Below are 24,165 nucleotides of genomic sequence, written 5' to 3' on the forward strand. Positions count from 1 at the left end.
ATTTGCCTTTTCGCACAAGAGCTGATATAATCAACTTCAATACGTTTGACAGCCGCGCGTTTCTTTTGGGGTGAACCGTGCTCACGCTGTCGCTATCATCCGGTATGAGTTCCTGTCCGATGCTATGCCGGATCGCTGCGTTCAATATTCCGCGCGGTATCCGACGCGGAGAAACATGAAGGAGAAATATTATGAGCGAACGAAACCTGACGCTGCTTACAGATCTCTACGAGCTGACCATGATGCAGGGTTACTTTCATGCAAAGGATGCAAATGAGACTGTCATCTTCGACGCATTCTACCGCACAAATCCGGATGGAAACGGATTTGCCATCACGGCCGGCTTAGAGCAGGTTGTCGAATACATCGAAAATTTACACTTTGATAAGGAAGATATCGATTATCTCCGCACCACAGGACTCTTCGGGGAAGATTTCCTGGAATATCTGGCAGACTTCAAATTCACGGGCGATATCTACGCGATCCCGGAAGGAACCGTTGTGTTCCCGCGGGAACCTCTCGTAAAGGTCATCGCCCCGATCATGCAGGCCCAGCTTGTTGAGACCGCGATCTTAAATATCATCAACCACCAGAGCCTGATCGCAACAAAGACTTCCCGAATCGTCCATGCAGCGTGCGGAGACGGAGTCATGGAGTTCGGTTTAAGACGTGCCCAGGGTCCGGATGCCGGAATCTACGGTGCGAGAGCCGCTATGATCGCCGGCTGTATCGGTACCTCCAATGTTCTCTGCGGCCAGATGTTTGATGTTCCGGTAAAGGGGACCCATGCCCACAGCTGGATCATGAGTTTCCCGGATGAGCTCACCGCCTTCCGCACCTACGCGAGACTCTATCCGACTGCATGTATCCTGTTAGTTGATACATACGATACATTAAATTCCGGTATCCCGCACGCGATCCAGGTATTCAAGGAGATGCGCGCCGAGGGAATCCCGCTTACCTTCTACGGAATCCGTATGGACAGCGGAGACCTCGCTTATCTCTCCAAAGAGGCGAAAAAAATGCTCGATGCGGAAGGCTTCACGGACGCTGTGATCTCCGCATCCAACGATCTCGATGAGACCCTGATCACAAGCTTAAAGAATCAGGGCGCGACCATCAACTCCTGGGGTGTCGGAACAAACCTGATTACCTCCAAAGACTGCCCGTCCTTCGGCGGCGTTTATAAGCTCGCTGCGATCATGGACAAGAAGACCGGCAAATTTATCCCGAAGATCAAGCTTTCCGAGAACGAGGAGAAGATCACAAACCCGGGCAACAAGACGACCTACCGCATTTATGGCAAGGACAGCCACAAGGTCATCGCGGACATTATCTGTCTCGTCGGTGAGACCTTCAACGAGGACGAGCCACTGTTGCTCTTTGACCCGATAGCGACATGGAAAAAGACACTCCTCGCTCCCGGAACTTATACGATGCGTGAGCTTCCGGTGCAGGTATTCAAGGACGGCGAGTGTGTCTACCACTCCCCGAAGGTCATGGATATCCAGAAATACTGCAAGGAAGAGCTCAATACCTTATGGGATGAGACAAAACGTCTCGTAAACCCGCATGAGGTCCATGTGGATCTCTCCAAGCCTCTTTGGGATATGAAACATGAGCTGCTCGACAAATATCATTTCGAGTAATTTCCAGTTCACACGTTCCTCATGACAGCGGCATGCACCGCCGGATCCATTTAACCATGAAACCATATACCGCCCGGAGTATTTTCAGTCTCCGGGCATTCTGCAAAAAGAGGGAAATACTATGAGCGCAACAGATATCGCCACATCCGTCGATGTGGACCTTGACTTAATTTATGAACAGACAAAAGCGATCGCCGAGGAGCTGATCAATACCGCCGCAATGAAACCGGGGCAGATCCTGGTGGTGGGCTGCTCATCCAGCGAGATCGCTGCCCACGCAATCGGCTGCTACTCCAGCAGCGAAGTCGGACAGGCTGTCTTTACCGCCCTTTCCCATGTGACAAAGAAACACGGTCTCTACCTCGCCGCCCAGTGCTGTGAGCACTTAAACCGCGCTCTGATCGTCGAGGAAGAATGTGCTGAGAGATATGGCCTTGAGATGGTGAATGTAAAACCGCAGTTGAAGGCCGGCGGTTCCTTCTCCACCGCCGCATGGAACGGTTTTGAATCTCCGTGCGCCGTGGAATACATCCAGGCACACGCTGGGATCGATATTGGCGATACCCTGATCGGCATGCACCTTCGCCATGTTGCCGTTCCGGTCCGCACGAAGATCCAGTCCATCGGCTCCGCCCATGTCGTATGCGCGAGAACGAGACTCAAATATATCGGCGGAGAGCGGGCTGCTTACCAGAAATAAACAGAAAAGTGGTTCACCTTTTTCCGGAAGGTGAACCACTTCTCTTTTCGATGCTTTTCATTCAGCAGGCAATGAAATAGAACAGCGCCGTAACGTAAGCATATGACTTAATAATTTTCTTCGCGAACTTCAAAGTAGCTCTGCGGATGGCTGCAGACCGGACATACCTGCGGTGCCTTTGTTCCGATCACGATATGCCCGCAGTTGCGGCACTCCCATACCTTTACTTCACTCTTTTCGAATACAGAAGCTGTCTCCACATTTTTAAGAAGGGCACGGTAGCGCTCCTCATGGTGCTTCTCGATCTCGCCTACCATACGGAATTTTGCTGCGAGAGCATGGAAACCTTCCTCATCGGCGGTCTTCGCAAAATCCTCATACATATCAGTCCACTCGTAGTTCTCCCCTGCTGCGGCTGCCGCAAGGTTTGCAGCGGTATCGCTGATTCCATCTAACTCCTTGAACCACATCTTCGCGTGCTCTTTTTCGTTGTCAGCTGTCTTTAAGAATAAAGCCGCGATCTGCTCGTATCCCTCCTTCTTTGCTACGGATGCAAAGTAGGTATATTTGTTTCTCGCCTGGGATTCACCGGAGAATGCTGCCTCGAGGTTCTTTTCTGTTTTTGTTCCTGCGTATCTGCTCATAGTGTTGAACTCCTTTCTGATTCTTGTTTTCTTATTGTTTTCCCTTCTTTTTGTAAAATGATTCTTTCCGTTCCTGTAATTTACCGTTTCTGTCTGACGGTCGTCTTTTTTGTTGTGTATCGTCTTGTTTATAGTTGTATTCTAACATACTTTGCCTCAAATGTCAATAATAGTAATTATTATTGTTTTATAGAATTTATTTACCTCAACTCCAGATATTTTTCAAGATCCTCTGTCAAAAACGCAAAAAATACGCCGGCACATTTGGGATCTTCCATTGTAGAAAAAGAATGTGCTTGGCACATTCTCGCGCCTCGCGCGGTCGCGTGCGGCAATCTACATCTTCGCACGAGTGCGCATCTTTAGCACGTTAATGCCTTTTATGTAACAGGGAATTCCCCGGCATTTCCTGTTGCATAAAAAAACTGCCGATCCACATATCAACCGATATGGACCCGCAGTCTTTCTCATGTATTTTTATCTGCTTTTTCTTTCCTTAGTCCGCAAATAACGGTGTGGACAGGTATCTGTCACCGGTATCCGGAAGCAGTGCCACGATCGTCTTTCCCGCATTTTCCGGTCTCTTTGCAAGCTCAAGGGCAGCCCAGATCGCCGCTCCGGAGGAAATCCCGACAAGGACGCCCTCCTTTTTTCCGACTAACTTTCCTGCTGCAAACGCGTCGTCATTCTCAACCGCGATAATATCATCGTAAACCTTCGTGTCGAGGACATCCGGCACAAATCCGGCCCCGATTCCCTGGATCTTGTGGGATCCTGCCTTGCCCTGGCTCAATACCGGAGAGCTTGCCGGTTCCACCGCAACGACCTTCACATTCGGGTTCTGTTTCTTTAAATATCTTCCGGTTCCGGTGATGGTTCCGCCGGTGCCGACACCAGCGACAAAAATATCAACCTTGCCGTCCGTATCTTCCCAGATCTCCGGTCCGGTTGTTCTCTCATGAACTTCCGGATTCGCCGGGTTTACAAACTGTCCCGGAATAAAGCTTCCCGGAATCTCCTTTGCGAGCTCCTCCGCCTTTGCGATCGCGCCTTTCATTCCCTTTGCGCCCTCCGTGAGCACAAGTTCCGCGCCGTAGGCTTTCATAAGCTGGCGTCTCTCCACGCTCATGGTCTCAGGCATAACGATAATGATCCGGTAACCGCGGGCAGCCGCGACCGACGCAAGACCGATTCCTGTGTTTCCGGAAGTCGGCTCGATGATCGTAGAACCAGCCTTTAAGATTCCCTTCGCCTCAGCGTCATCGATCATCGCCTTCGCGATCCTGTCCTTTACCGATCCGGCCGGATTGAAATATTCCAGCTTCGCAATGATCTTCGCGTTAAGTCCCTCGGATTTTTCAATCTGTGTGAGCTCTAAGAGCGGAGTCTTTCCGATCAGCTGGTCTGCGGATGTATATATATTTGCCATGAGTTATTACCTATCTTTCATATATGTTAATAGGATTATATTGTAAATATACGGATTTGTCAATACTAAAAAGACTCCGCGCGCCATAAGTTTTATGGCTCACGAAGTCTTTCAATACTTAATGCACTGCCGGCATACCGTTCCATCGTCCATCAGAGGTCACTGTATAGCCATCCGGAGTCACTGTATTCTTCAAAAGTTTTCCCATATCCGGACCAAACTCTGTCTTAAAGTAATACCAGTTTTCTCCGATTTTCTGCCAGCCAGTTATCATCATGCCCTCTAAGGAATTTTGTTCTGTATTCAAATAAAATGTATTTCCTGACGCATCTGTCATCCAGCCTGTTGCCATTCTTCCATTTCCATCAAACCAGAACCATCCATACGGCATTGTCTGACCATTTGCAGATGCCGCAGACAGATATACAAGTCTCCAGCCTCCAACACACTGATTACCGAACTGATCCAATAAGTTCCAGTATGGTGTTCCACTTTCTTTTCGCCACGTTCCTTCCATCACACCTGCAGGAAGGATGTATCCGTGTATCGTCTGCACTGCTCCGGTATATCCAGCTGGAACTGCCGATTTTGCACTTTGTCTGGAATAGCTGTTTCCTCTGCTGCCGGAATGTCCGCCGCCTCCAGTATTGCCTCCATTTCCGGGATCTGGTTTATCTGTTCCCGGTTCATCCAATCCTGGTTTATTTGTCCCCGGATCATCTGTTCCTGGTTTGTCTGTTCCTGGTTTGTCTGTTTCTGGTTTGTCTGTTCCTGGTTTGTCTGTTTCTGGTTTGTCTGTTTCTGGTTTGTCTGTTTCTGGATCCAATGTCAGCCTTGTTCCATCGCTTCTCAAAACATCATATGTCTTTGTCGGCTGAATGCTTTCAACATCTGTCCTGAGTGTTACTTTTCCTCCCTCATTATCTGCAAAAGCACTCTCTTCTACTCCTGACACAAGTTCTGGAAGAGTAATTTCACTCAGACGATTTCCAGCAAAGCTGTATTCCGGAAGTTCAAATGTCTCTTCCGCTCCTGCTACTCTCGCCGCAAATTCCAGAGTTTCCAGCTGATTGTTCATAAATGCTTCTTTTCCGATCTCTTCTGTCTTGCCTGTCAGAATAAGATTCTTCAGCTGGTTGTTCTTGAATGCGCGGTCACCGATATGTCCAGTGTATTTCCCAAGTTCCAGAGTTTTGATCTGATTATTTTCAAACGCACCAGTTCTCACCGCATGCATTAATTCAGGGAACTTCACAGAAGAAAGTTCGTTATCTTTAAATGCATACTCCTCAATGATCCTTAAACCTGCCTTGTTGATATCATTTAAATTCCAACCAAATTCCTGAAGTCCTGTTCCCATAAATGCACCGGCACCAACAGTGTCAACCTGATCCGGCAGAGTTACTTTATTAATTTTTTTACCGAAAAAGGCAAAATCGCCAATCTTTGTGATTGCTCCGCTGTTTCCAATTGAGTTCGGGATCTCTACATTCTCAGCCGCGCCGACATACCGAAGAAGAACATGATCTTTTACAACAAAGCGACCATTTCCGGCCTTCTCTGCGGCTGTACTTCCTGCTTCCTGTCCATTGACTGTGAAGGAGAGCGTATCGCCTTCTTTTATTGCCGGAAGTTCCAGATAAAAATATCCTGCTTCATCTGCCACTGTTTTTCCGGTGTAGCCTCCTGCTGTCACCTGCACCTCAGCACCCGGAAGTACAAATCCAACAGTTTCCTTATCTCCTTCCAGAACCGGCATTCTGATCTGTGCTTCAAGAAGATAATAGTAAAAGTCAAGCGTATTTTTCTCTTTCAGAGTTAACGTCTGCGATTTGTCTTTACTTACATATACTTTTCCGTTATCTCTGAACGAAGGTGCATTTACTGTGACCGTCTGCCCGATCCTGTAGAAATCAGATGCCGGATAATTTCTTGTCATTCCATACGGATTTTCTGCTCCATACTTTAATCCGATTTTAATGACATCCTCCTTATCCTTAGCATTGATCATATTCAGTTCCACGACTGCCGGATTGATCAGATACTGTCCATCTTTTGATTCAAGCACAGAGTTTTCTCCTGTATACACCTTTGCATATTCAAACTGTACACTGGAGGTATTTCCGAATGCTCCATCTTCAATCTCTTCCAGAACATCCGCCTGTACTTCCACTGACTTATTTCCTGCAAACGCTCCTGTCCTGATTGTTAGAACTCCGGGCATTTCTACTTTAAGCGGGCTTCCTGCACTTTCAAATACGGATTTCTCTACAATATGAATGTTCTCCGGCAGACGTACTGTCAAAGAATCGTCATCCATACCTGTCTTCCACTGATATTTAAATGCCCCCTCTTCCAGAACATTCAGGCTATCCGGAAGATAGATTTTCTGAAGATTATTGTTTTTAAAGGCATCCTTACCGATTTCTTCGATTCCCTCAGAAATTCGAACAGTACGGAGCCGCTTATCAGCATCCTTTCCGTCCCCTTTAAATGCCTCATTTCCGATTCTCTTCACCGGAACACCCTTAATCTCAGCTGGTACAACAACAGAAGTTTTCTCCCCCTTGTACTCTGTGATCGTCTGGGTTTCCGGATCAAATACAAACTCTTCTTCATCCGTCGGTTTAACATTTCCTGTATCCCCACCAGAGCTTCCTCCATCTACACTGGATTCTGGATTCTTCTCCGCATTTTTCGGATAATACCAGGATGCTTTCATCGCATAAGCTCCCGGAACAGAAAGTGCCGTTGTCTTTGTGAACGCCCCATCATAGACAAACGATCTTTCTTTCGCCTTATCTGAAGCTTTCACGTCGTAAAATACACCCATGCAGGAAGCCAGTTCCTTTTCATACTGAACTGCAATATAAACCGGTTCATCCCTCTGGATCCAATATTCTGTCAGATCAATCTTATTCCATTCATTCGGAACAAGATTTTCATATTCTCTGAACGGTGCAAGTTCTCTTAAACGTCCCTGCTTATCATATCCAAGAACCCCAATCTCCACATGATCCCCACCATAATAATTATTATTAACGAGGAAAATATCAGCACTCTTTAGAATTCCTCCTTTATGCGGTGACTGGAACCATACAGCTGCGCCTTTCATTCCACTTGTAAAGTGTACAGTTTGATAGCTTCCTTCGGTTTCTTCCACTACAAAACCGTAATCCGCTTCTTCTTCGGCAAAGTCTCCGATTTCTTTTAAGCGTACTGGATCCACCTGATTTTCACCTTCAGTCAAGGTTACCTTCACTTCCTGCGGAATATAGCCTGTTTTAAACACACGAAGTGTACAGTTTCCGGCATATACACCATTTCCGGTATAGGATCCATTTTTATCCGTCTCAAAGAGCGGAATACTGTCATTTTCCAGGACGCGGACTTTTGCGTTTTCCAACGGATTTCCTGCTTCATCCTCAACAATACCATTAATGACTGCCTTTGGTGCTTCTTTGAGAACAAAGTCAATATTTGGATGCGGATCCTGATTCAGATCTACAGAGATCCTCTGAGTTTCAAACCCATATGCAGAAACTTCCAGTGTATATGGTTTCTCCACATTTACCGCATGATCCAGATAATAAGTTCCATCGATCTCACTGGCATATGTGTACTTTCCTGTCTCCAGTACTGTCACTTTTGCCTTCTGCGGAATTTCTGTCACTTCTCCCTGCACAGAGATATTTTCCTGTCCACCGAAAGCAGCGGTTTTTTTTCTGATTGCATTTGATCTGGTTGCCGTATTATATTTTCTTACAGCATTTCCACCTGTTGCAATCAGCTTTGACGCTTTGCTTCCTGAAAATTCTGAACGCGCTTTGCTCACAAAAATGTTGTCAATAAACCAGCCAAGATCGTAAGAAGAAACAAGATCTGTGCCTGTTGACACGCGGAATCTTACCTGTACAGTTTTGCCTGCATACTTTGACAGATTCTTTGAAAGTGTCTGCCATTCATGCTGCTGCTCTTTTTTCTGCACCTCTTCTCTTGTAAACAAAGTAAACCACTCATCCGCATCAGCTTCCCTGATTTCCACCGTCATGCGGTTGGAACCCACGATACTTTCCGTGGTAAGAGAATCAAAATAGAAATAATCCCCTTCAGAAACCTCAAATTCCGGCATAAGCAGGCAGGAATCCTGCTTTTTGGAAAGGAGTCCATTTGCTGTGGTTCCCCACATTCCGGAGCCGTTCTTTTCCAGGTTTTCCCATACCTGTTTTAGAATGAAATCCATGTATTCATCGTCCGGTCTTTCCGGATGGCTCCATTCCCAGTCATCTGCTTCCCCGGAAAGGATCTCGGAGGTAAATCCCCCGTCATTCTCATCAAACTCATATGATACAGATGTTTCATATGATGATACCTTCACTTTTATCTCATCTGACCATGGCCCTTCCTGCCCACCAAGGTCGACAGCCCGGACACGATACCAGTATGTTTTTCCTGCCTCTGCGGTATCATCATACCAGAGGATCCGGTAGTGAGTTTTATCTACTCCGTTATTGATAAATTCTTCTTTTGCATCTTTGTCCAGCATTGCGACTTCTTCAAATTCGCTGTCTGCGCTTCTTCGCTCGATCCGGTAATTCTCTACATCCGGTTCTTCTACTTTTACAAAGCTTATGCAAAGTCCCTTCTGATCTACCACAGCTTTCAGTCCGGTAACTTTCTCCGGACTCTCACTTCCAGCGGTGTCAAGTTCCAGATTATCCAGATACCAGCCCACACCACTGTCCGCATCATGTCCAAAGAAATAAAATCTCAACAATAACGGTTTGGAATTTCCAGCATATTTAGAAAGGGAATATGTATTGTGCTCCCATTTCCGTTCCGTAATATCCGGTCGTTTTGTCAGATTATAGACAACTTCCCAGTCATCCTCATCTCCTGTATAAGATGCCTGGATCTCAGAAAGGCTGATTCCCGTAAATCCCACATACATATCTGCTGAGAGGAATACCGGATCCCCCTCGTTCATATCAGAAAGGTCAACCGGCGGAAGATATAAATAGCTGTCCACACGCTTTTCAAACGTACTCTGTCCGCCGTCAATTCCAATATATGTATTTCCATCATCCGGCATTTCCGGTTCAGCTGCTGACTCGCGATGGGATAACTTCCAGTTTCCTTCGATCAGAAATCCCTGCATATCTTCCTCAAAATCCTGTTTCCACGGAACTTTAATGCCGGGAAGAATCTGCATCGTCTTTTCGATTTTTGTGATATTATCCGCATAATCCGTAATCTCAGCTCTGAGATTCAATTCTCCTTCTTCCAGGATATCTGCGTCCAGAACTGCTCCATAGATTCCATCATTCTGTTCTCCGTCTGTCAGTTTCAGGGAAATTTCTATCTCATCACCGTCTTGTCCAATCTGATAATATAGGGCTGCCTTCTTAATAGAAACATCCTCTTTTACCTTTACAGACACTTCGACATCTCTTCCCAGATATCCAGAATCATCGCCAATGAACTCTGCACTGCTGGCTCCTGTATCCGTACCCAGCTTCTTTACTGTTCCAGAAATAGAACCGATCGTCTTTCCCTTCAAACGTGCAACTGCATCATATGCATTGATCAGACCATATCCATACCCCATATTGGGTGTTTCCTGATATTTCCGATCTGTCAGCGGCTCTGCAGTCTCCGTGATCACATTTTTGATTTCCCGGACAGAAAGTCCCGGAGCAGCCTGTTTCAGAAGTGCAACTACACCAGTCACATGCGGTGTTGCCATACTTGTACCATTCCAGCTTACATAATTTCCTGTTGCATCCACACTTCTGACCTGTACGCCAGATGCTACAATCTCCGGTTTAATAATTTTTCCTGTCTCATCAAACGCCGACGGCCCCACCAGGGAAAACTTTCCAAGATTCTTATTTCTGTCCACAGCACCTACAGAAAGTACCTCCAGAAGATTTCCCGGGTTTGCGATCGATCCGGGTGCCGGATCTCCAGAAGACTGGTTTCCGGCAGCAAATACCGGAACGATTCCTTCTTCGATCCATGCTTCTATGATCTCAGAAAACCAGTCATCGTCATCATTGTCTCCCCCCAGGAGTTATTGATAACGTCCGGCTTTTGCTCCAGCATCCACTCTGCTGCTTCCAGAAGATTCGCGACTTCTCCGCCTTCATCATTCAGAGCCCTCGCACTGATATATTTGGCCCCGGGCGCTACACCGATCTGGTTCAGGTTGTCGCCTTCACGTCCGCAGATCGTTCCGGCTACATGCGTTCCATGATCGTTGACAGAAGATGCCTCCGGTTCCGGGAGATCGTCTATAAAATCCTTATAGTAGCGGTTATCGATCTTTCCCGTCGATTCATCATAACCTTTAAACGCCTTTTGAATTGCCGGAAGATTGTAATTAACACCGGTATCGATGATTCCTACGGTAACGCCTTCTCCATTGATATGGAAATCGTCCCACACTTTATCCGCGTGGACCATGGATACTCCCCATTCAATGTTCTTTTCATCCGGTTCAAAAATTGAATTCCGAACTGAATATGATGCCGTTTCAGGTTCCTCGTCATCTTCGACCGGCTCGACCAATTCAATTTTATTGTTCGGTGTGATCTTTTCCACATTCGGAAGTTCTGCGATCTGCTTTATCAATTCCTTCGATGTGATGATCGCATGAACCGCATTTACAATGTAATAGGATTGATACTCCGTCACAGACTGATCCTTTGTTTTCTGTTCCAGTAGTTCCAGTAGCTCCCTCTGTGCTTTGTTTGCCTTTTCCTTTCTGGAAAGCCCCGTACCATCATCGGAATATATACACTTGATCAGTATATCGTACGGTGCACTGCCCTTCAGCAGGCTTTCAATTTCTGACAGTACATACTCTGTTTTCTCGGAATCAGCTGCAGCTTTTTCCCCGTATGCACCGTAAGCACTTCCGGAGAATCCCGGAAGTACTGTAGATGCAAGCATAGAAAGTACAAGTGCTTTGCACGTCAGCTCTTTTATCTTTTTTATCATAATAGCCCTCTTTTTTGTTATTGTTCCCCTACTTACGGCATCAGTACAACATGCAGTTCTGTCTCTGTATACCCTGGAAGTTTCAGATAGATCGTTGTCACATACCGGTCATAATCTGTTCCCGGCTTGATCTGCCATTTTAACGTTCCCTCTGACTGATCTGTCGGGAGAAGGACTCTAAAACCATCTGCTGTTTTCTGTACACTCCAATATCCATACTTAGAAGAATCTGTCTCCTTGTCGATCGGTGACGGCACTGTAAAACGCTCTTCCCCTTCGCTCTGCATATCGATCTGAAGTTCATTTTTAATCTTGTCAAGGGTCAGCTCACTGTCATTGATATTGATCTTTATGCTGCTGTACTCATCGTATGGATAAATCGGATAACCATACTTCGTACCATCGTCTGTCTCCGGAATTTCAGCATTTAATGTTTTTGCTTCTGTTTCCTGCTTGTAGGATAAAGTAAGTGTAAATGCCTTTGCTCCAGGAACCTTTCCTGTCAGGGCAACAGAGCCATTTTCATCCAGCTGGTCTTTGACAGCAGCATACGGAATATTGATATATGTGCACATTTCACCATCCACACGCTCTTCTGTTACTTCAATTCCTGTAAGTTCCTGATCATCTGCATACAGCTTCAGCGCATCATAATCTGCTTTTTCAAGACCGATCACTTCTGCTTTTACTGTTGCACCAGTCTCGATATCTTCATATTCAGTCGGATAAGCATATACGGATTTGCTCGCTTTATAACTTACTGTAATATACTTTGAATGATCTCCTGCATTTACTTTCAGATATACCCACTCAGCTGAAGATAAGCTTCCGCTGTCTCTCTTTAAGATCTGTTGTGTAAACAGAGTAATCGTTCCATTCTCCTTATCATAACGGTACTCCACTCCATCTGTATATTCTTTGTTAGAATAATCACCGAGATATGTCACTGTCACTTTTTCCGGGAAATTCATATTTTTTAAAGTAATGACCGGATTTTCATCATAATAGTAATCCTGCTGATCCAGTGTCATGTCCGGAGTTTTCTTTTCCTCTACAATGACCTCAGCCTTTACTTCCGGCTTATCTCCTGTAACATTCTCCGGAAGTTCGTACTGTGCCTCAGCGTAATATGTACCTGCTGCCCATGTATTCACTTTCGAGGTCATCCAATCCTCAACATTCACATCAATGCTTTTCTCGTTGCTCAGCAGCAATGTGATCGTATTTGGAAGCGCCTCTAAAATACCAGCTCGGCTTTCCCCATATTTTACAGTTACAGAGTCGATTGCTTTGTATCCCACTGCCGTGATGATCTCCGGTTCCGCTGGCTTTTCTGCCACGATAATCGTGAGTGATACTTCCGGTTTGTCTCCTTTTACATCTTCCGGCAGGTCATATCTTCCATATATTTTTACCTCGCCCGGACGATATGTGTTCAGATATGACGGCCATGTTACATCCACATCTCTCGTTTCCCCGTTACTTAATTTCAGCGTGAGCTGCTGCGGAAGGCGTTCTAAGACCTGGTTCCAATCTTCACCATATTCCGTATTGACTTTCTTCAGATTTTCGTATCCCACTACTGTTATTTCTTCTGGGGTACCCGGCTGATCTGGGGTGTCTGGTTTGTCTGGAGTATCCGGTTTATCCGGGGTGTCTGGCTTGTCTGGAGTATCCGGTTTATCCGGGGTGTCTGGTTTGTCTGGAGTATCCGGTTTATCCGGAGTATCTGGCTGCTCTGGAGTGTCTGGTTTGTCTGGGGTATCCGGTTTATCCGGAATTTCCGGCTGATCTGGGGTATCCGGCTTACTTGGAGTATCTGGCTGATCCGGGGTATCCGGTTTATTGGGAATCTCCGGCTTGTCCGGAGTCGCATTGCTTCCCGTTTGTACTGGCCTAGTATCTCTGTCATCACTGTCATCGTCATCGCTGTCAGACCATCCGCTGTTGGAACGTCCAGAACTGCCGCTATATCTCGTTTTCACGGTGCTTGCCTTTACTGACTCATCTTTTGTCTTAAATCCTTTATTTACAGAAACATGAATCTCTCCATTCTTATCGATCCACTGGCCATCCGCATTGACCAGGTATCCATCCGGTGTCTTTCCGCCCATATAAAGACTGCCCTGACCGTTGGTGCCTGGTTCAAAATAGTAGCACCGTCCATCGATCCACTGCCAGCCAGTTACCATACGCCCCTTAAATCCATCACTTAGATTATTCAGGAAGTACCAATGTCCATCCGCCGTATGGAGCCATCCTGTTACCATCTCTCCAGTTGACGGATCAATATAATACCAGTCATTTCCGTTTTTGACCCATCCGGTCAGCAAGATCCCGGATGCATCATAATATTTCCACTTCTCATTCTCCTGTCGCCATCCGCCGACACCTGCTCCAGCACCCATTGCACTAAAGCTCGTTGTAAACAGGCTAGCTGCTGCAGCCACTGCACAAACAGATACTCGATTGATTTTCTTTTTCATATTGCCTCCTGATTATTTTAGTTAGTTATGGCTAAGTTAGTTATGACTAATCAAATTCTACACATATCTATGAAGTATGTCAATCTTTAAACTATTTATGGCACTTTTTCTCATTTTCTCTGCATATTGCACAACGGCGTTGGATTTATTCCCTTTATTTCCCTTAAACCTTGTATTATAATAGGAATAATGTTAAACTTACATTACGATCAAAAATATTCAGCAACATGGGAGGATACAGATTATGATGGTTTCAACAAAAGGCCGCTACGCTCTCCGCGTCCTGATCGATCTTGCGGAACACCAGACCGACGGCTATATTCCATTAAAAGATACAGCAGCAAGACAGGAAATCTCTGAAAAATACCTCGAGGGCATCATCAAGGTCCTCGTAAAAGCAAAACTCTTAGAGGGGGTCCGCGGTAAAGGCGGTGGATATCGCCTCACAAAAGCACCGGAACAGTACACAGTCGGCAGCATTCTTCGCCTCACTGAAAACTCCATGGCTCCGGTAGCCTGCTTAGAGCCCGGCAGCACCGACTGCCCCAGAATGGGAAGCTGCAAAACTCTCCCTCTCTGGCAGGGTCTCGACAAAGTCGTCAACGAATATTTAGATGGCGTCACCATCGCCGACCTCGTGCAGAATGGCCAGCCGGGGGACGATTATGTAATTTAGCCACCCCCCAGCTGCCGGTCTGCCTCCAGGCTCAGACGCATTATTTTCCGGGCATGGTTTCCTCTTAGCTCGTGGGAGAATGCGTTGGTGGACAGGCGGCACTTGTCTGAGCCGAAGGCGAGTTGTGCCGACTGACCACCGCCCTTAGCATTCTTCCGCAAGCTTAGAGGAATCGCCTGGGAAATACCCGGTGTCTGGGACTGGAGGCAGACCGGCAGCGTACTCTCACCAAACTCGTCGCTCCCATCCCAAAAACAAAGGACAGCCTTGCGGCTGCCCTTCATCCATTTCCATATCCAATTCCATTCCCGGAAATATCGTCCCTAATTCCAGAAGTCCACCTTCTCCTTCAGTTCAATATGCTCCGCCTTAAACACCGGATTCTTTCCGGCCTTTTTCTGCTCTGTATAATCCTCAAGACACCGCAGTACCGGCTTCAGGAGAATAACGATCACCGGCACATTGATCAGCGCCATGAAGCCCATCAGCACATCCGCTGTATCCCAGACAATACCAAGCTTCATCGTAGCGCCGACGCACACAACCACCGCAGCAACGATCCTCATGCCCCACTTTGCCTCATTAGATGGAGTCATGCCGCAAAGATACGCAAGCCCTGTCTCCGCATAATAGAAGTTTCCAAGCAGGGTCGTAAATGCAAACAGGAACAGGGAAACTGTAATAAACACAACACCAAACTTGCCGAGTGTGCTGTTCATAGCCGCCTGCACATAGGCCATTCCGGCCATATCCGCATCTGGCTCCACACCAGAGCAGAGCAGCAGCATCGCAGTCGCTGTACAGATCATACAGGTATCAAGGAATACAGAAAGCACCTGAACAAGTCCCTGCTTTACCGGATGGGAAACACCCGCGGAACCAGCCGCACACGCAGCTGCACCAACACCGGCTTCGTTAGAGAAAAGACCTCTCTTGATACCAAGCATGACCGCAGACCCCGTAAATCCGCCGAAAATTGCTTTCACATCAAACGCGTTGCGGAAGATCTCTGCGAACACTCCTGGGAGAAGTGTGATATGGGTCACGATCACGAACATCGCAACCGCAATGTAGAAGAATCCCATAAATGGAACAACCTTCTCTGTAATCCCCGCGATCTGCTTTCCGCCGCCGCTGATGCATATAAAGAACAGGACCGCAAGCACAGCGCCGATGATCCACTTTGCAAGATTCTCATGCTCCGCATATCCCGGAACTACCCGGAGCGCATCCGCAATGTTAAAGGACGCAACCAGATTAAAGCCAACCATGTAGGTCAGGATCATAAATACTGCGAACAGGATCCCAAGCCAGTGCTTTCCGATCGCCTGATCGATATAGTAGGACGGGCCGCCATAGCATCCGCCGTCATCGGAACGGCGTTTGTAGATCTGAGCCAGAGTTCCCTCCACGAAAGCAGTGGACATTCCCAGAAGCGCTGTAAGCCACATCCAGAATAATGATCCGAGTCCGCCGAGACAAATCGCAGTAGATACGCCTGCGATATTTCCGGTTCCCACACGGGATGCCGTCGAAACCATAAGTGCCTGAAAAGACGAGATCGCCTTGTCATCCTCACTCGGTGCGAGAACGACCCGCAAGGATTCCTTTAAATAGCGGAACTGAACAAACTTTGTGCGGACCGTAAAGTAAATTCCGCCTGCAACAAGTAAAATGATCAGGATGTATGTGTAAAGATAATTACTGAGATTCCCGATCAGTGCCCCATACAAATCGTACATGTGTTGTTACCCCTCTTTTTTCTTTTTTGTTACCCCAAAATTTTACTGTAAGTTATCCGTATTTACAATCATTTTTTCAGAAAATTTTGCCAGGACCGCACATTTCATTATCCCCGAAGAAGAATGTGCCTCGACACATTCTCGTGCCGAGCGCGGTCGCTTGCGACAACCTACATCTTTGTGTGATCATCAGCCCAAACTTCTGCCTGATTTTCTCTCTTAATACCTCCCCTTCCTAATTTTTCTCTAAAGAAGAAAGTTTCCGTCCGCCCATTTTCCCCTGGGTTCCCGTACCACTTTCATACTTTCATCGTAACCTGATGAACAGTTACCCTTCATCAAAAAACTGCTCAGTCTTTCTTCGCAAAAATATGCAATTTCATCTGTGAGGAAAGGAACTGCAGGATTTTTCTCCCAGCAATGCTGTTTCCCTTTGCGTCCAGGGACGGACCATAGATTCCGATTCCCATCTTCCCGTCAACAACAGACAGCAGTCCGCCACCGACACCGCTCTTCGACGGAATTCCCACGCGGACCGCAAATTCCCCGGACCCGTCATACATGCCGCAGGTCAGCATGATCGTTTTCACGACTCTCACCGTGTCAGAATTCAACAGCCGCTTTCCGGACGGATCCACTCCATCGTTTGCAAGCAGAAGTCCCAATCCCGCAAGGCTTTCCGCCGTCACGCTCAGCGAGCACATTTTCACATAGAAATCCAGCGCTTCCTCCACATTTCCATTGATCACGCCCTTGCTCTCTAAAAGGTAGGCGATGGCGCGGTTTCTCGCCACCGTCGACATCTCCGAGCGGTAGACCTTCTCATCCAGAACGATCCCGTCATCCTGACAGAAACACCTCGCAAGCTCCAGCATCTCCCCAAACGATACCTTCGGCTCGATAAAGCTCGCCACCGCGATGGCGCCGGAATTGATCATCGGATTGTATGGATGACTGTTGGATCCCTCAAGCTTGATCAGGGAGTTGAACGCGTCCCCCGACGGCTCCATTCCCACATTCTCAAACACCATGTCAAACCCGCAGACTTCAAGTGCTACTGCAAGGCTGATAACCTTCGAAATACTCTGGATGCTGAACCGGTCCTTCGTATCCCCACAGGAGAACCGGCTTCCATCCCGGCAGAAAATACTGATTCCAAGCTTATTCTTGTCCGCTCTTCCAAGCTCCGGAATATAGGTCGCAACCTCTCCCTCTTTGATGTATGGGCGTCCCGTTTCCAGTGCCTCATTGATCAGATCCTGAAACATAACTTTTGTTTACTCCTTTCCTCTATGACCTTCCACTCCTGCTGCCGCACTTTCCATACTTTGCAGGAAACTCCTGTCAGCACATTTTCCGTGCATTTTCTCTTATTTTAAACGTCCTGTCCCCTCTCAAGCCGCTCTCTTACTTCCTTCAAAAACTCTTTCCCAATCCCGGAGATCGGCACATCCGCAAGTGTCACATACCCGAATTCCAGCTTCACCTCGCACCCCGGAATCGGCACGGAAACTGCCCGGAAATCCGACAGCTGCTTGTCGAAGTCATGGATTCCGATGCTGTAAAAATCCGTCTGTGAGATCAGGTTCATGAGCGTCGCACGCCCTGTCACATAAATCTCCTTCTTCTTTCCCGTACTTCCCCCATCCTCATTTGGTCCGAGGATATTGGAGAGAATATCGTCATACAGCCCCATATAGCGGATAAATCCGTAATTCGCAAGATTCTCCCTCGTCATCGGCTTCTTCTCCCGGACGAGAGGATGATCCTTTGAGATCACGATCTGCGGTTCCACATAAGAGAGGAACCGGTATGTAAGGCCTTTCGCCGCCGCCATCACCTGGATCTCCTCATGTCTCTGACTGTCGAAATGGAAAATTCCGATGTCGGCCCGCCCGGAGACCACATCCTCGATGACATCCTCCAACTGCCCCTCATACAGGCGGTGGGTGAATTCCGGCTGATCCTGGTACCGTCGCACGATAGTGATAAAGCTCTCCATCACATGGGAGAACTTTGTCATGGACACTGCCAGGGGCTCTGTCTTCTCCATCTCCTTTAATGGCCGCAGATGCATTCCTTCCATTTCCTTTAAGATCCGCACTGACCGCTCCAAAAACTCATTTCCCTCGGGAGTCAGCGTCACGCCCTGACGGCTCCTGTTTAAGAGCGGCGCTCCAACGGTCTCCTCCAGGTCATGAATGATCTTTCCGAGATGGGACTGGGAAACATAGAGCATCTGGGCCGCCTTGTTGATGGAACCAAGTCTCGCCACCTTGATGAAGTATTCCAGATGTTTCAGATTGATATCATAGCTCATGTTCTTCCCTCCCTCATTTTTCTATCTCTCTTCCCGCGCATCGCTGCTGAAAAGAGTTTCTGAAATCCGCACATTCCTGCGGCTTTTCTTGTATATAATGTATCATTTTTTGCTATATCTTTCTACTTCTTTGTTATTCTTTATCAAACTAAGGTTATTTCCCGCAGAAAAAACCTTATACATCAAAAACGGAGTGCCGTCACCTGGACAACACTCCGAAACCATACTTTCATATCTTAATTCACACGGGATGACAGACCTCAGCTCCCGATCATAATGCTGATGATCTCATCATTCGTCTCCTTCATTCCCTCTTTTGCGAGACGTCCCACGTTGCGGATCGTCGCCTCGATCCCGGCCGTCACGATTCCGTCGCCGTCATCAAAGTTCTGACCACGCTTTGCCATATAGTAGCCGATGATCCCCGCGTCCACCGCCTCAGCGATCTTTGCCGCGCAGGACGCTTTCGCGCCATCACAGACCATACCGGAGATAATGGCTACCGCATTGATCACGGTGTGGACCACCTCATCATAGGACGCTCCGGAGAGATACGCGATCCCTGCTCCGGAACCCGCGCCCGCGCTGACTGCGCCGCAGTAAGCGGATAGTCTTCCGATGGGCGTCTTCTGGTGGATCGTCGTGAGATCTGAGAGTGCCATCGCCCGGTACATGGTATCCTCATCGACTCCCAGCTCCGTTGCGTATACGATGACCGGAACAGAAGCCGTGATTCCCTGATTTCCACTGCCGGAGTTGATGATAACCGGAAGCTCACATCCGTTCATTCGTGCGTCGGATCCGGCTGCCGCCATGGCTCTCGCCCGTGTACGAACATCATTTCCATTCATATCAAGAAGAAGTGCGCCGATGTTGGATCCATACTTCCCACGCATTCCCTCTCTGGCGATCGCCATATTGTAGGTTTTCTGGCGCTCCAGAACCTCTCTGATATCATTCACATCCACCGTATGGATAAAGTCCCAGATATGCTCCATATCGAGCAGTGAGCGGTCCGTAAGACCTTCCTCCTCCTCACCATTCACCGGGATATCCCTGATGACTTCTCCGTTCTTTTCAATATGTACCACATTCGTGTGATAATTTGCGATGCGGACCATGCTGGTATCTGTTCCGCGTGTCAGTGTCACAATAATATCAAAGGTGATGCCGTTATCAATATGTTCCACTTCCACCGGGGTCGTCTGAAGGAATTCCTTCATCGCCGTGATCTGCTCTTTTGTAACAGACGCTATGACCTCAAGTTCCTTTTTCGGATCACCTGCAACGATTCCTGCCGCCGCCGCCGCCGGGATTCCCTTTAAATGATCCGTATTCGGGACGATCACGGATTTTACGTTCTTGATCATGCTGCCGCTGGCTCCTACCTTCACCTTCTCCGGGAGTCCGCCGAGCACTTCTCTCGCGACTGCCGCGCAGTAAGCGATGGCGATCGGCTCCGTACATCCCATCGCCGGCTTCAGCTCCTCTTCCAGAATACTCACATATGCCTGATATCTGATATCGCTTTTCTCCATTGTATCTGTCCTTTCTCCGTTCTTTTCTGCCGATCGGATCACTTTTTCCGCCCGCCATTCATGACTCCGAGTCTCACATCCTGAAAATTCGCATTCTATCCTGCTATTTTCTTGCAATTTCTATATTCTTAGCGTATCATAAGAAGTACTAAAAGTAAAATTGAACGTTTTAAACAGATCGTTTATAAATTTTTATAGAGAAGAAAGGAATCCGCCATGGAACTTCGAGAGATCCGCACGTTTCTACAGATCGCGCAAAAGCAAAGTTTTTCAAAAGCCGCCGAGGCGTTAGGCTATTCCCAGGCCGCCGTCACGGTCCAGATCAAGCAGTTAGAGGAGGAACTCGGCATCCATCTCTTTGACCGTCTCGGAAAAAAGACGGTCCTGACTCATCACGGGGAAATCTTTTACCGCTATGCCGTGACGATCCTTGGCACCGTCGCCGACGCGAAAAAAGCTGTTTCCGCCACCACAGAGCTCTCCGGTGACCTCACCATCGGAACCATTGAATCCATCTGTGAATCCATCTTTCCGGATCTTTTAAAGAAATTCCATCAACTTTACCCGAACGTCTCCGTGAGCATCGTTCTGGACTCCCCGGATGTTCTTTTGGACCGCATGAACAAGAACTCTATCGATCTGGTCTATCTCCTCGACCAGCCCATTGACGACAAGCGTTTTATAAAAGTTCTGGAAGCGCCGGAAAATATCTCCTTTGTCTCTTCCTCCGTCCACACGCTGGCAAAAAATGATCCCACAGACCTTGCCTCGGTCATCAGCCACCCATTCCTCCTGACCGAAAAAAATGCCAGCTACCGGTTCGTTCTTGACCGGTATCTGGCATCTCTCGGAAAGGAGATCAAGCCTTTCCTGGAAATTGGAAACACTGAATTCATTATCAATATGTTGAAGCAGAACGCCGGGATCTCATTTCTCCCAGAGTTTGCCGTAAGGCATGAAGTGGAATCCGGTATTCTCTCGATCCTGCCGGTAAAGGATTTCCACATGGAGCTCTACCGTCAGGTCCTCTATCACAAAGACAAATGGCACACCGGTGAGATGGACGCCTTTATCGAGCTTGCGAAGGAGACTTTTCAGACTTCATCCGTTTCAGACGAGTTCCCTCAAGCATAATGAGGAAGGTTAACATAACAAGCATCGCAGCGCTCACCCCGATAGTCAGCCTGTAATCCCCTGTTATGTCATAGAATGTTCCAAACCACATGTTGAACGGGGCGCCGAGAAGCGTTCCCACCATAGTGGAGTAAGCGTACGCCGTGCTGTATGTCTCGCCCTTCCAGAAGATCCTGCAGAATAACGGCATCATGACCGAGGAAAGCGGCAATGTCACGCCGAAGAACAGAGAACCTGCCATCACAGTCTTCGGGGAACCTATGAACAGCAGCACATGACCAAAGAACGCCAGCGCAATGGAAAATTCGAAGGTCTTTATGATTCCAAGACTGTCACTGACCTTTCCGAGGATCAGTTTGCTGGACATATTTCCAAGAAGGGAGATACTCGTCATCATGGCCGCTGCCTGCAGCGTAAGGCCGGCTGCGATCCCACAGGGCGTCAGGAAGGAATTCAGGTACGCGCATGACACACTGGTCCAGTATGCACCCACGGCAATATAAAATTCCGGCTGACGCAGCAATTCTTTTAACGTAATCCCGTTTTCCCCGGATGCGGGCGCTGATGCGTCTGATACAGCCCTTCGCTCCACATCCTTTGCCCCGTAAGGCAGAAGTCCCATCTCTTCCGGCTTGCAGCGGAGAACGAACAGGGAGATCGGGAGGACCAGCGCGATACTGACGATTCCAACCGCCACATAGCTCACCCTCCATCCGAATGCCGGGATCGCCATTCCAAGAAAGCTGCTGCCGATCATGCCGACGAGACCGGAGAACGCCGCGGAGATTCCCACCGCCGTTCCGGTCTTTTTCTTAAACCAGTTTCCAAGAATGATCGGCGCCGGGATCATGCAGACGAAGGACGAGGCAATTCCCTGAATGATGCCTGTCAAATGCCACTGCCACAGTTCATGGAAGGTACCCATGAGGGCCGCGCAGCCTCCGTATATGACAGCTGCAATGCTGATCACGATCCGCACATCATGTTTCCGAAAGCTTGTCGCCACAAATGGCAGCGCCAAAGCAGAACTGATGCAGTAGAGCATCCGGTACATCGTAAGTTTTCCCAGCTCAAATCCCAGCTCTTTGCAGATCGGGGAGTAAAAGACACCGGCACAGTTGTTGATGAGTCCCAGAGTCGCCCCCTGCAGGATGCAGCAGCCCGCAAGGATGAACCAGGCATAGTGCAGTCTGTTTTTCTTTTGTTCCATTGTTATTTCTGCCTTTCCCCAGCTTTTTTCTTTTCCGCATATCGCCGGTATCCGGCTGTCCGCCCCGAAAACTTCCGACCACATATCCACCCGGTTCCATCTCCGTCACTCACTCTTATGGCAGGCGCCTGGCCTCTGCGGACATGCTGAATAAATCTGCGGAATATTCTTTATTCCTTAAAGTTATATTGTAGCATTATTTCTCCCATTTTCCCATATTTTTTTCATCTTTTTACCATAAAGAACTTGCAGGATAAATCTTAAGTATTTATAATAGAATACACGGTAACTGTTCATTACATCGAAACAGTACCGCAGTAAAAAGACATTACCGCCCGACCCCGGCGGCAAAAAATACAATGCCGGTCTGACGGCAGAATGGAGGAATTTCCAATGGCAAAGAAAGAGATCGACTGGTCCAATATCGGATTCGGTTACATCAAAACTGATTACAGATATGTATCCAACTTCAAAGATGGTTCCTGGGATGAGGGAACTCTTACAACTGATGATATGATCACCTTAAACGAGTGTGCATGCGTATTCCAGTATGCACAGACCTGCTTCGAGGGCTTAAAGGCATACACAACGGAGGACGGCCACATCGTAACCTTCCGCCCGGACTTAAACGCTGAGCGTATGATGAACTCCGCAGCAAGACTTGAGATGCCGCAGTTCCCGAAGGAGCGCTTCATTGACGCGATCACAAAGCTGGTTGCAGCAAACGCTGATTTCGTTCCGCCGTATGGTTCCGGCGCAACTCTTTACATCCGTCCGTATATGTTCGGTACAAACCCGGTTATCGGTGTGAAACCGGCAACCGAGTACCAGTTCCGCGCGTTCTGTACACCGGTCGGCCCGTACTTCAAGGGCGGCGCTAAGCCGATCACGATCCGTGTCACAGACTTCGACCGCGCAGCACCTCACGGAACAGGCCATGTAAAAGCCGGCTTAAACTACGCAATGAGCTTACATGCCATCGTTGATGCTCACAAACAAGGCTATGATGAGAACATGTATCTCGACGCTGCTACAAGAACCTATGTTGAGGAGACAGGCGGAGCAAACTTCATCTTCGTTACAAAAGACGGCACAGTCGTAACACCGAAGTCCGACTCTATCCTTCCGTCCATCACACGCCGCTCCATCCTCTACGTTGCTGAGCATTACCTCGGTTTAAAGACAGAGGAGCGTCCGGTTCCGTTTACAGAAGTAAAAGATTTCGCTGAGTGCGGTCTCTGCGGTACCGCAGCTGTTATCTCCCCGGTCGGCAAGATCGTAGATCACGGCAACGAGATCTGCTTCCCGAGCGGAATGGAGAAGATGGGTCCGGTGATCCAGAAGCTCTACGACACATTAACAGGCATCCAGATGGGCCATATCGAGGCACCGGAAGGCTGGATCCATGTGATCAAATAATTAACCGTGTGAATTGTATCAGAGCAGGATTCCTTTGGGGAGTCCTGCTCTTTTTTCTTTAGCAATGATTCGCATGGGAAGAGAATTCCATTTAAGCGATGATACTATTCTGGAACAAATATGTAAAAATTTTGATCTGGATCAGGCAACTGCAAGAGAATATCTTGATTCTTTTGAAAAATAATGATCTGCATTCATAAAAAGATCCGAGAGACC

15 protein-coding genes are annotated in these 24,165 nt (G+C 47.9%); 5 read left to right on the top strand and 10 right to left on the bottom strand.

Translation table 11 applies throughout. From position 1 onward, the window contains the following. The first annotated feature begins 191 nt into the window (after positions 1–191). Together ACXMYH_RS12050 and ACXMYH_RS12055 are read left to right on the top strand one after the other, a co-directional pair. On the top strand, positions 192–1,649 hold the full coding sequence (locus ACXMYH_RS12050) for a nicotinate phosphoribosyltransferase (RefSeq protein ID WP_486554970.1): 1,458 nt from the start codon (positions 192–194) through the stop codon (positions 1,647–1,649). Between the two features lie 121 nt (positions 1,650–1,770). Continuing rightward, the gene (locus ACXMYH_RS12055; protein WP_486554971.1) at positions 1,771–2,349 is read left to right on the top strand and encodes a TIGR01440 family protein; all 579 of its coding nucleotides are present in this window, start codon (positions 1,771–1,773) and stop codon (positions 2,347–2,349) included. Positions 2,350–2,456: 107 nt separating this feature from the next. On the opposite strand, the gene rbr is transcribed toward ACXMYH_RS12055, so the two are convergent. The 5 genes from rbr to ACXMYH_RS12080 form a co-directional block, all read right to left on the bottom strand. Next, positions 2,457–2,993, bottom strand: coding sequence for a rubrerythrin (gene rbr / locus ACXMYH_RS12060; RefSeq protein WP_015553723.1), 537 nt, complete (start codon positions 2,991–2,993; stop codon positions 2,457–2,459). Positions 2,994–3,489: 496 nt separating this feature from the next. Continuing rightward, positions 3,490–4,422, bottom strand: a complete 933-nt coding sequence (gene cysK, locus ACXMYH_RS12065; RefSeq protein WP_486554972.1) for a cysteine synthase A — start codon at positions 4,420–4,422, stop codon at positions 3,490–3,492. A 118-nt stretch (positions 4,423–4,540) separates the two neighbouring features. Continuing rightward, positions 4,541–10,492: a leucine-rich repeat protein gene (locus tag ACXMYH_RS12070; protein WP_486555862.1), complete on the bottom strand. Its 5,952-nt coding sequence runs from the start codon at positions 10,490–10,492 to the stop codon at positions 4,541–4,543. Continuing rightward, positions 10,447–11,424: a S8 family peptidase gene (locus tag ACXMYH_RS12075; RefSeq protein WP_486554973.1), complete on the bottom strand. Its 978-nt coding sequence runs from the start codon at positions 11,422–11,424 to the stop codon at positions 10,447–10,449. Before ACXMYH_RS12075 ends, ACXMYH_RS12070 begins: the two co-directional genes overlap by 46 nt. Before the next feature lie 32 nt (positions 11,425–11,456). Then, complete coding sequence (locus tag ACXMYH_RS12080) at positions 11,457–13,910, bottom strand: N-acetylmuramoyl-L-alanine amidase family protein (RefSeq protein WP_486554974.1); 2,454 nt, start codon at positions 13,908–13,910, stop codon at positions 11,457–11,459. 244 nt (positions 13,911–14,154) lie between these two features. Here ACXMYH_RS12080 and ACXMYH_RS12085 point away from each other — a divergent pair, with 244 nt between their 5' ends. After that, positions 14,155–14,586 (top strand): RrF2 family transcriptional regulator, encoded by a 432-nt coding sequence (locus tag ACXMYH_RS12085; RefSeq protein WP_118530538.1) that lies wholly within the window; start codon positions 14,155–14,157, stop codon positions 14,584–14,586. Between the two features lie 323 nt (positions 14,587–14,909). Here ACXMYH_RS12085 and ACXMYH_RS12090 read toward each other — a convergent pair whose 3' ends face one another. The 4 genes from ACXMYH_RS12090 to ACXMYH_RS12105 all read right to left on the bottom strand — a co-directional run bounded on the left by ACXMYH_RS12090 (position 14,910) and on the right by ACXMYH_RS12105 (position 20,186). Beyond that, positions 14,910–16,328: an alanine/glycine:cation symporter family protein gene (locus ACXMYH_RS12090; RefSeq protein ID WP_486554975.1), complete on the bottom strand. Its 1,419-nt coding sequence runs from the start codon at positions 16,326–16,328 to the stop codon at positions 14,910–14,912. Between the two features lie 350 nt (positions 16,329–16,678). Beyond that, complete coding sequence (gene glsA / locus ACXMYH_RS12095) at positions 16,679–17,596, bottom strand: glutaminase A (RefSeq protein WP_117515798.1); 918 nt, start codon at positions 17,594–17,596, stop codon at positions 16,679–16,681. 107 nt (positions 17,597–17,703) lie between these two features. After that, positions 17,704–18,648, bottom strand: a complete 945-nt coding sequence (locus ACXMYH_RS12100) for a LysR family transcriptional regulator (RefSeq protein WP_486554976.1) — start codon at positions 18,646–18,648, stop codon at positions 17,704–17,706. Positions 18,649–18,908: 260 nt separating this feature from the next. Beyond that, on the bottom strand, positions 18,909–20,186 hold the full coding sequence (locus ACXMYH_RS12105; RefSeq protein ID WP_118298658.1) for an L-cysteine desulfidase family protein: 1,278 nt from the start codon (positions 20,184–20,186) through the stop codon (positions 18,909–18,911). 216 nt (positions 20,187–20,402) lie between these two features. Between ACXMYH_RS12105 and ACXMYH_RS12110 the strand changes: the two genes are divergently transcribed. Further along, the gene (locus ACXMYH_RS12110) at positions 20,403–21,320 is read left to right on the top strand and encodes a LysR family transcriptional regulator (RefSeq protein WP_486554977.1); all 918 of its coding nucleotides are present in this window, start codon (positions 20,403–20,405) and stop codon (positions 21,318–21,320) included. On the opposite strand, the gene ACXMYH_RS12115 is transcribed toward ACXMYH_RS12110, so the two are convergent. Continuing rightward, the gene (locus ACXMYH_RS12115) at positions 21,256–22,530 is read right to left on the bottom strand and encodes an MFS transporter (RefSeq protein WP_486554978.1); all 1,275 of its coding nucleotides are present in this window, start codon (positions 22,528–22,530) and stop codon (positions 21,256–21,258) included. The two genes, ACXMYH_RS12110 and ACXMYH_RS12115, sit on opposite strands and share 65 nt — an antisense overlap. A 393-nt stretch (positions 22,531–22,923) precedes the next feature. On the opposite strand from ACXMYH_RS12115, the gene ACXMYH_RS12120 reads away from it, so the two are divergent. Beyond that, positions 22,924–23,949, top strand: coding sequence for a branched-chain amino acid aminotransferase (locus ACXMYH_RS12120; protein ID WP_142412250.1), 1,026 nt, complete (start codon positions 22,924–22,926; stop codon positions 23,947–23,949). Positions 23,950–24,165 lie beyond the last annotated feature (216 nt).

It is taken from the genome of Pilosibacter sp. NGB245 (assembly GCF_057397225.1).

Bases quoted from the DNA above. Each gene is read 5' to 3' on its own strand.
- ACXMYH_RS12050 (WP_486554970.1), top strand. From the start codon at position 192: ATGAGCGAACGAAACCTGACGCTGCTTACAGATCTCTACGAGCTGACC.
- ACXMYH_RS12055 (WP_486554971.1), top strand. From the start codon at position 1,771: ATGAGCGCAACAGATATCGCCACATCCGTCGATGTGGACCTTGACTTA.
- rbr (WP_015553723.1), bottom strand. From the start codon at position 2,993: ATGAGCAGATACGCAGGAACAAAAACAGAAAAGAACCTCGAGGCAGCA.
- cysK (WP_486554972.1), bottom strand. From the start codon at position 4,422: ATGGCAAATATATATACATCCGCAGACCAGCTGATCGGAAAGACTCCG.
- ACXMYH_RS12075 (WP_486554973.1), bottom strand. From the start codon at position 11,424: ATGATAAAAAAGATAAAAGAGCTGACGTGCAAAGCACTTGTACTTTCT.
- ACXMYH_RS12080 (WP_486554974.1), bottom strand. From the start codon at position 13,910: ATGAAAAAGAAAATCAATCGAGTATCTGTTTGTGCAGTGGCTGCAGCA.
- ACXMYH_RS12085 (WP_118530538.1), top strand. From the start codon at position 14,155: ATGATGGTTTCAACAAAAGGCCGCTACGCTCTCCGCGTCCTGATCGAT.
- ACXMYH_RS12090 (WP_486554975.1), bottom strand. From the start codon at position 16,328: ATGTACGATTTGTATGGGGCACTGATCGGGAATCTCAGTAATTATCTT.
- glsA (WP_117515798.1), bottom strand. From the start codon at position 17,596: ATGTTTCAGGATCTGATCAATGAGGCACTGGAAACGGGACGCCCATAC.
- ACXMYH_RS12100 (WP_486554976.1), bottom strand. From the start codon at position 18,648: ATGAGCTATGATATCAATCTGAAACATCTGGAATACTTCATCAAGGTG.
- ACXMYH_RS12105 (WP_118298658.1), bottom strand. From the start codon at position 20,186: ATGGAGAAAAGCGATATCAGATATCAGGCATATGTGAGTATTCTGGAA.
- ACXMYH_RS12110 (WP_486554977.1), top strand. From the start codon at position 20,403: ATGGAACTTCGAGAGATCCGCACGTTTCTACAGATCGCGCAAAAGCAA.
- ACXMYH_RS12115 (WP_486554978.1), bottom strand. From the start codon at position 22,530: ATGGAACAAAAGAAAAACAGACTGCACTATGCCTGGTTCATCCTTGCG.
- ACXMYH_RS12120 (WP_142412250.1), top strand. From the start codon at position 22,924: ATGGCAAAGAAAGAGATCGACTGGTCCAATATCGGATTCGGTTACATC.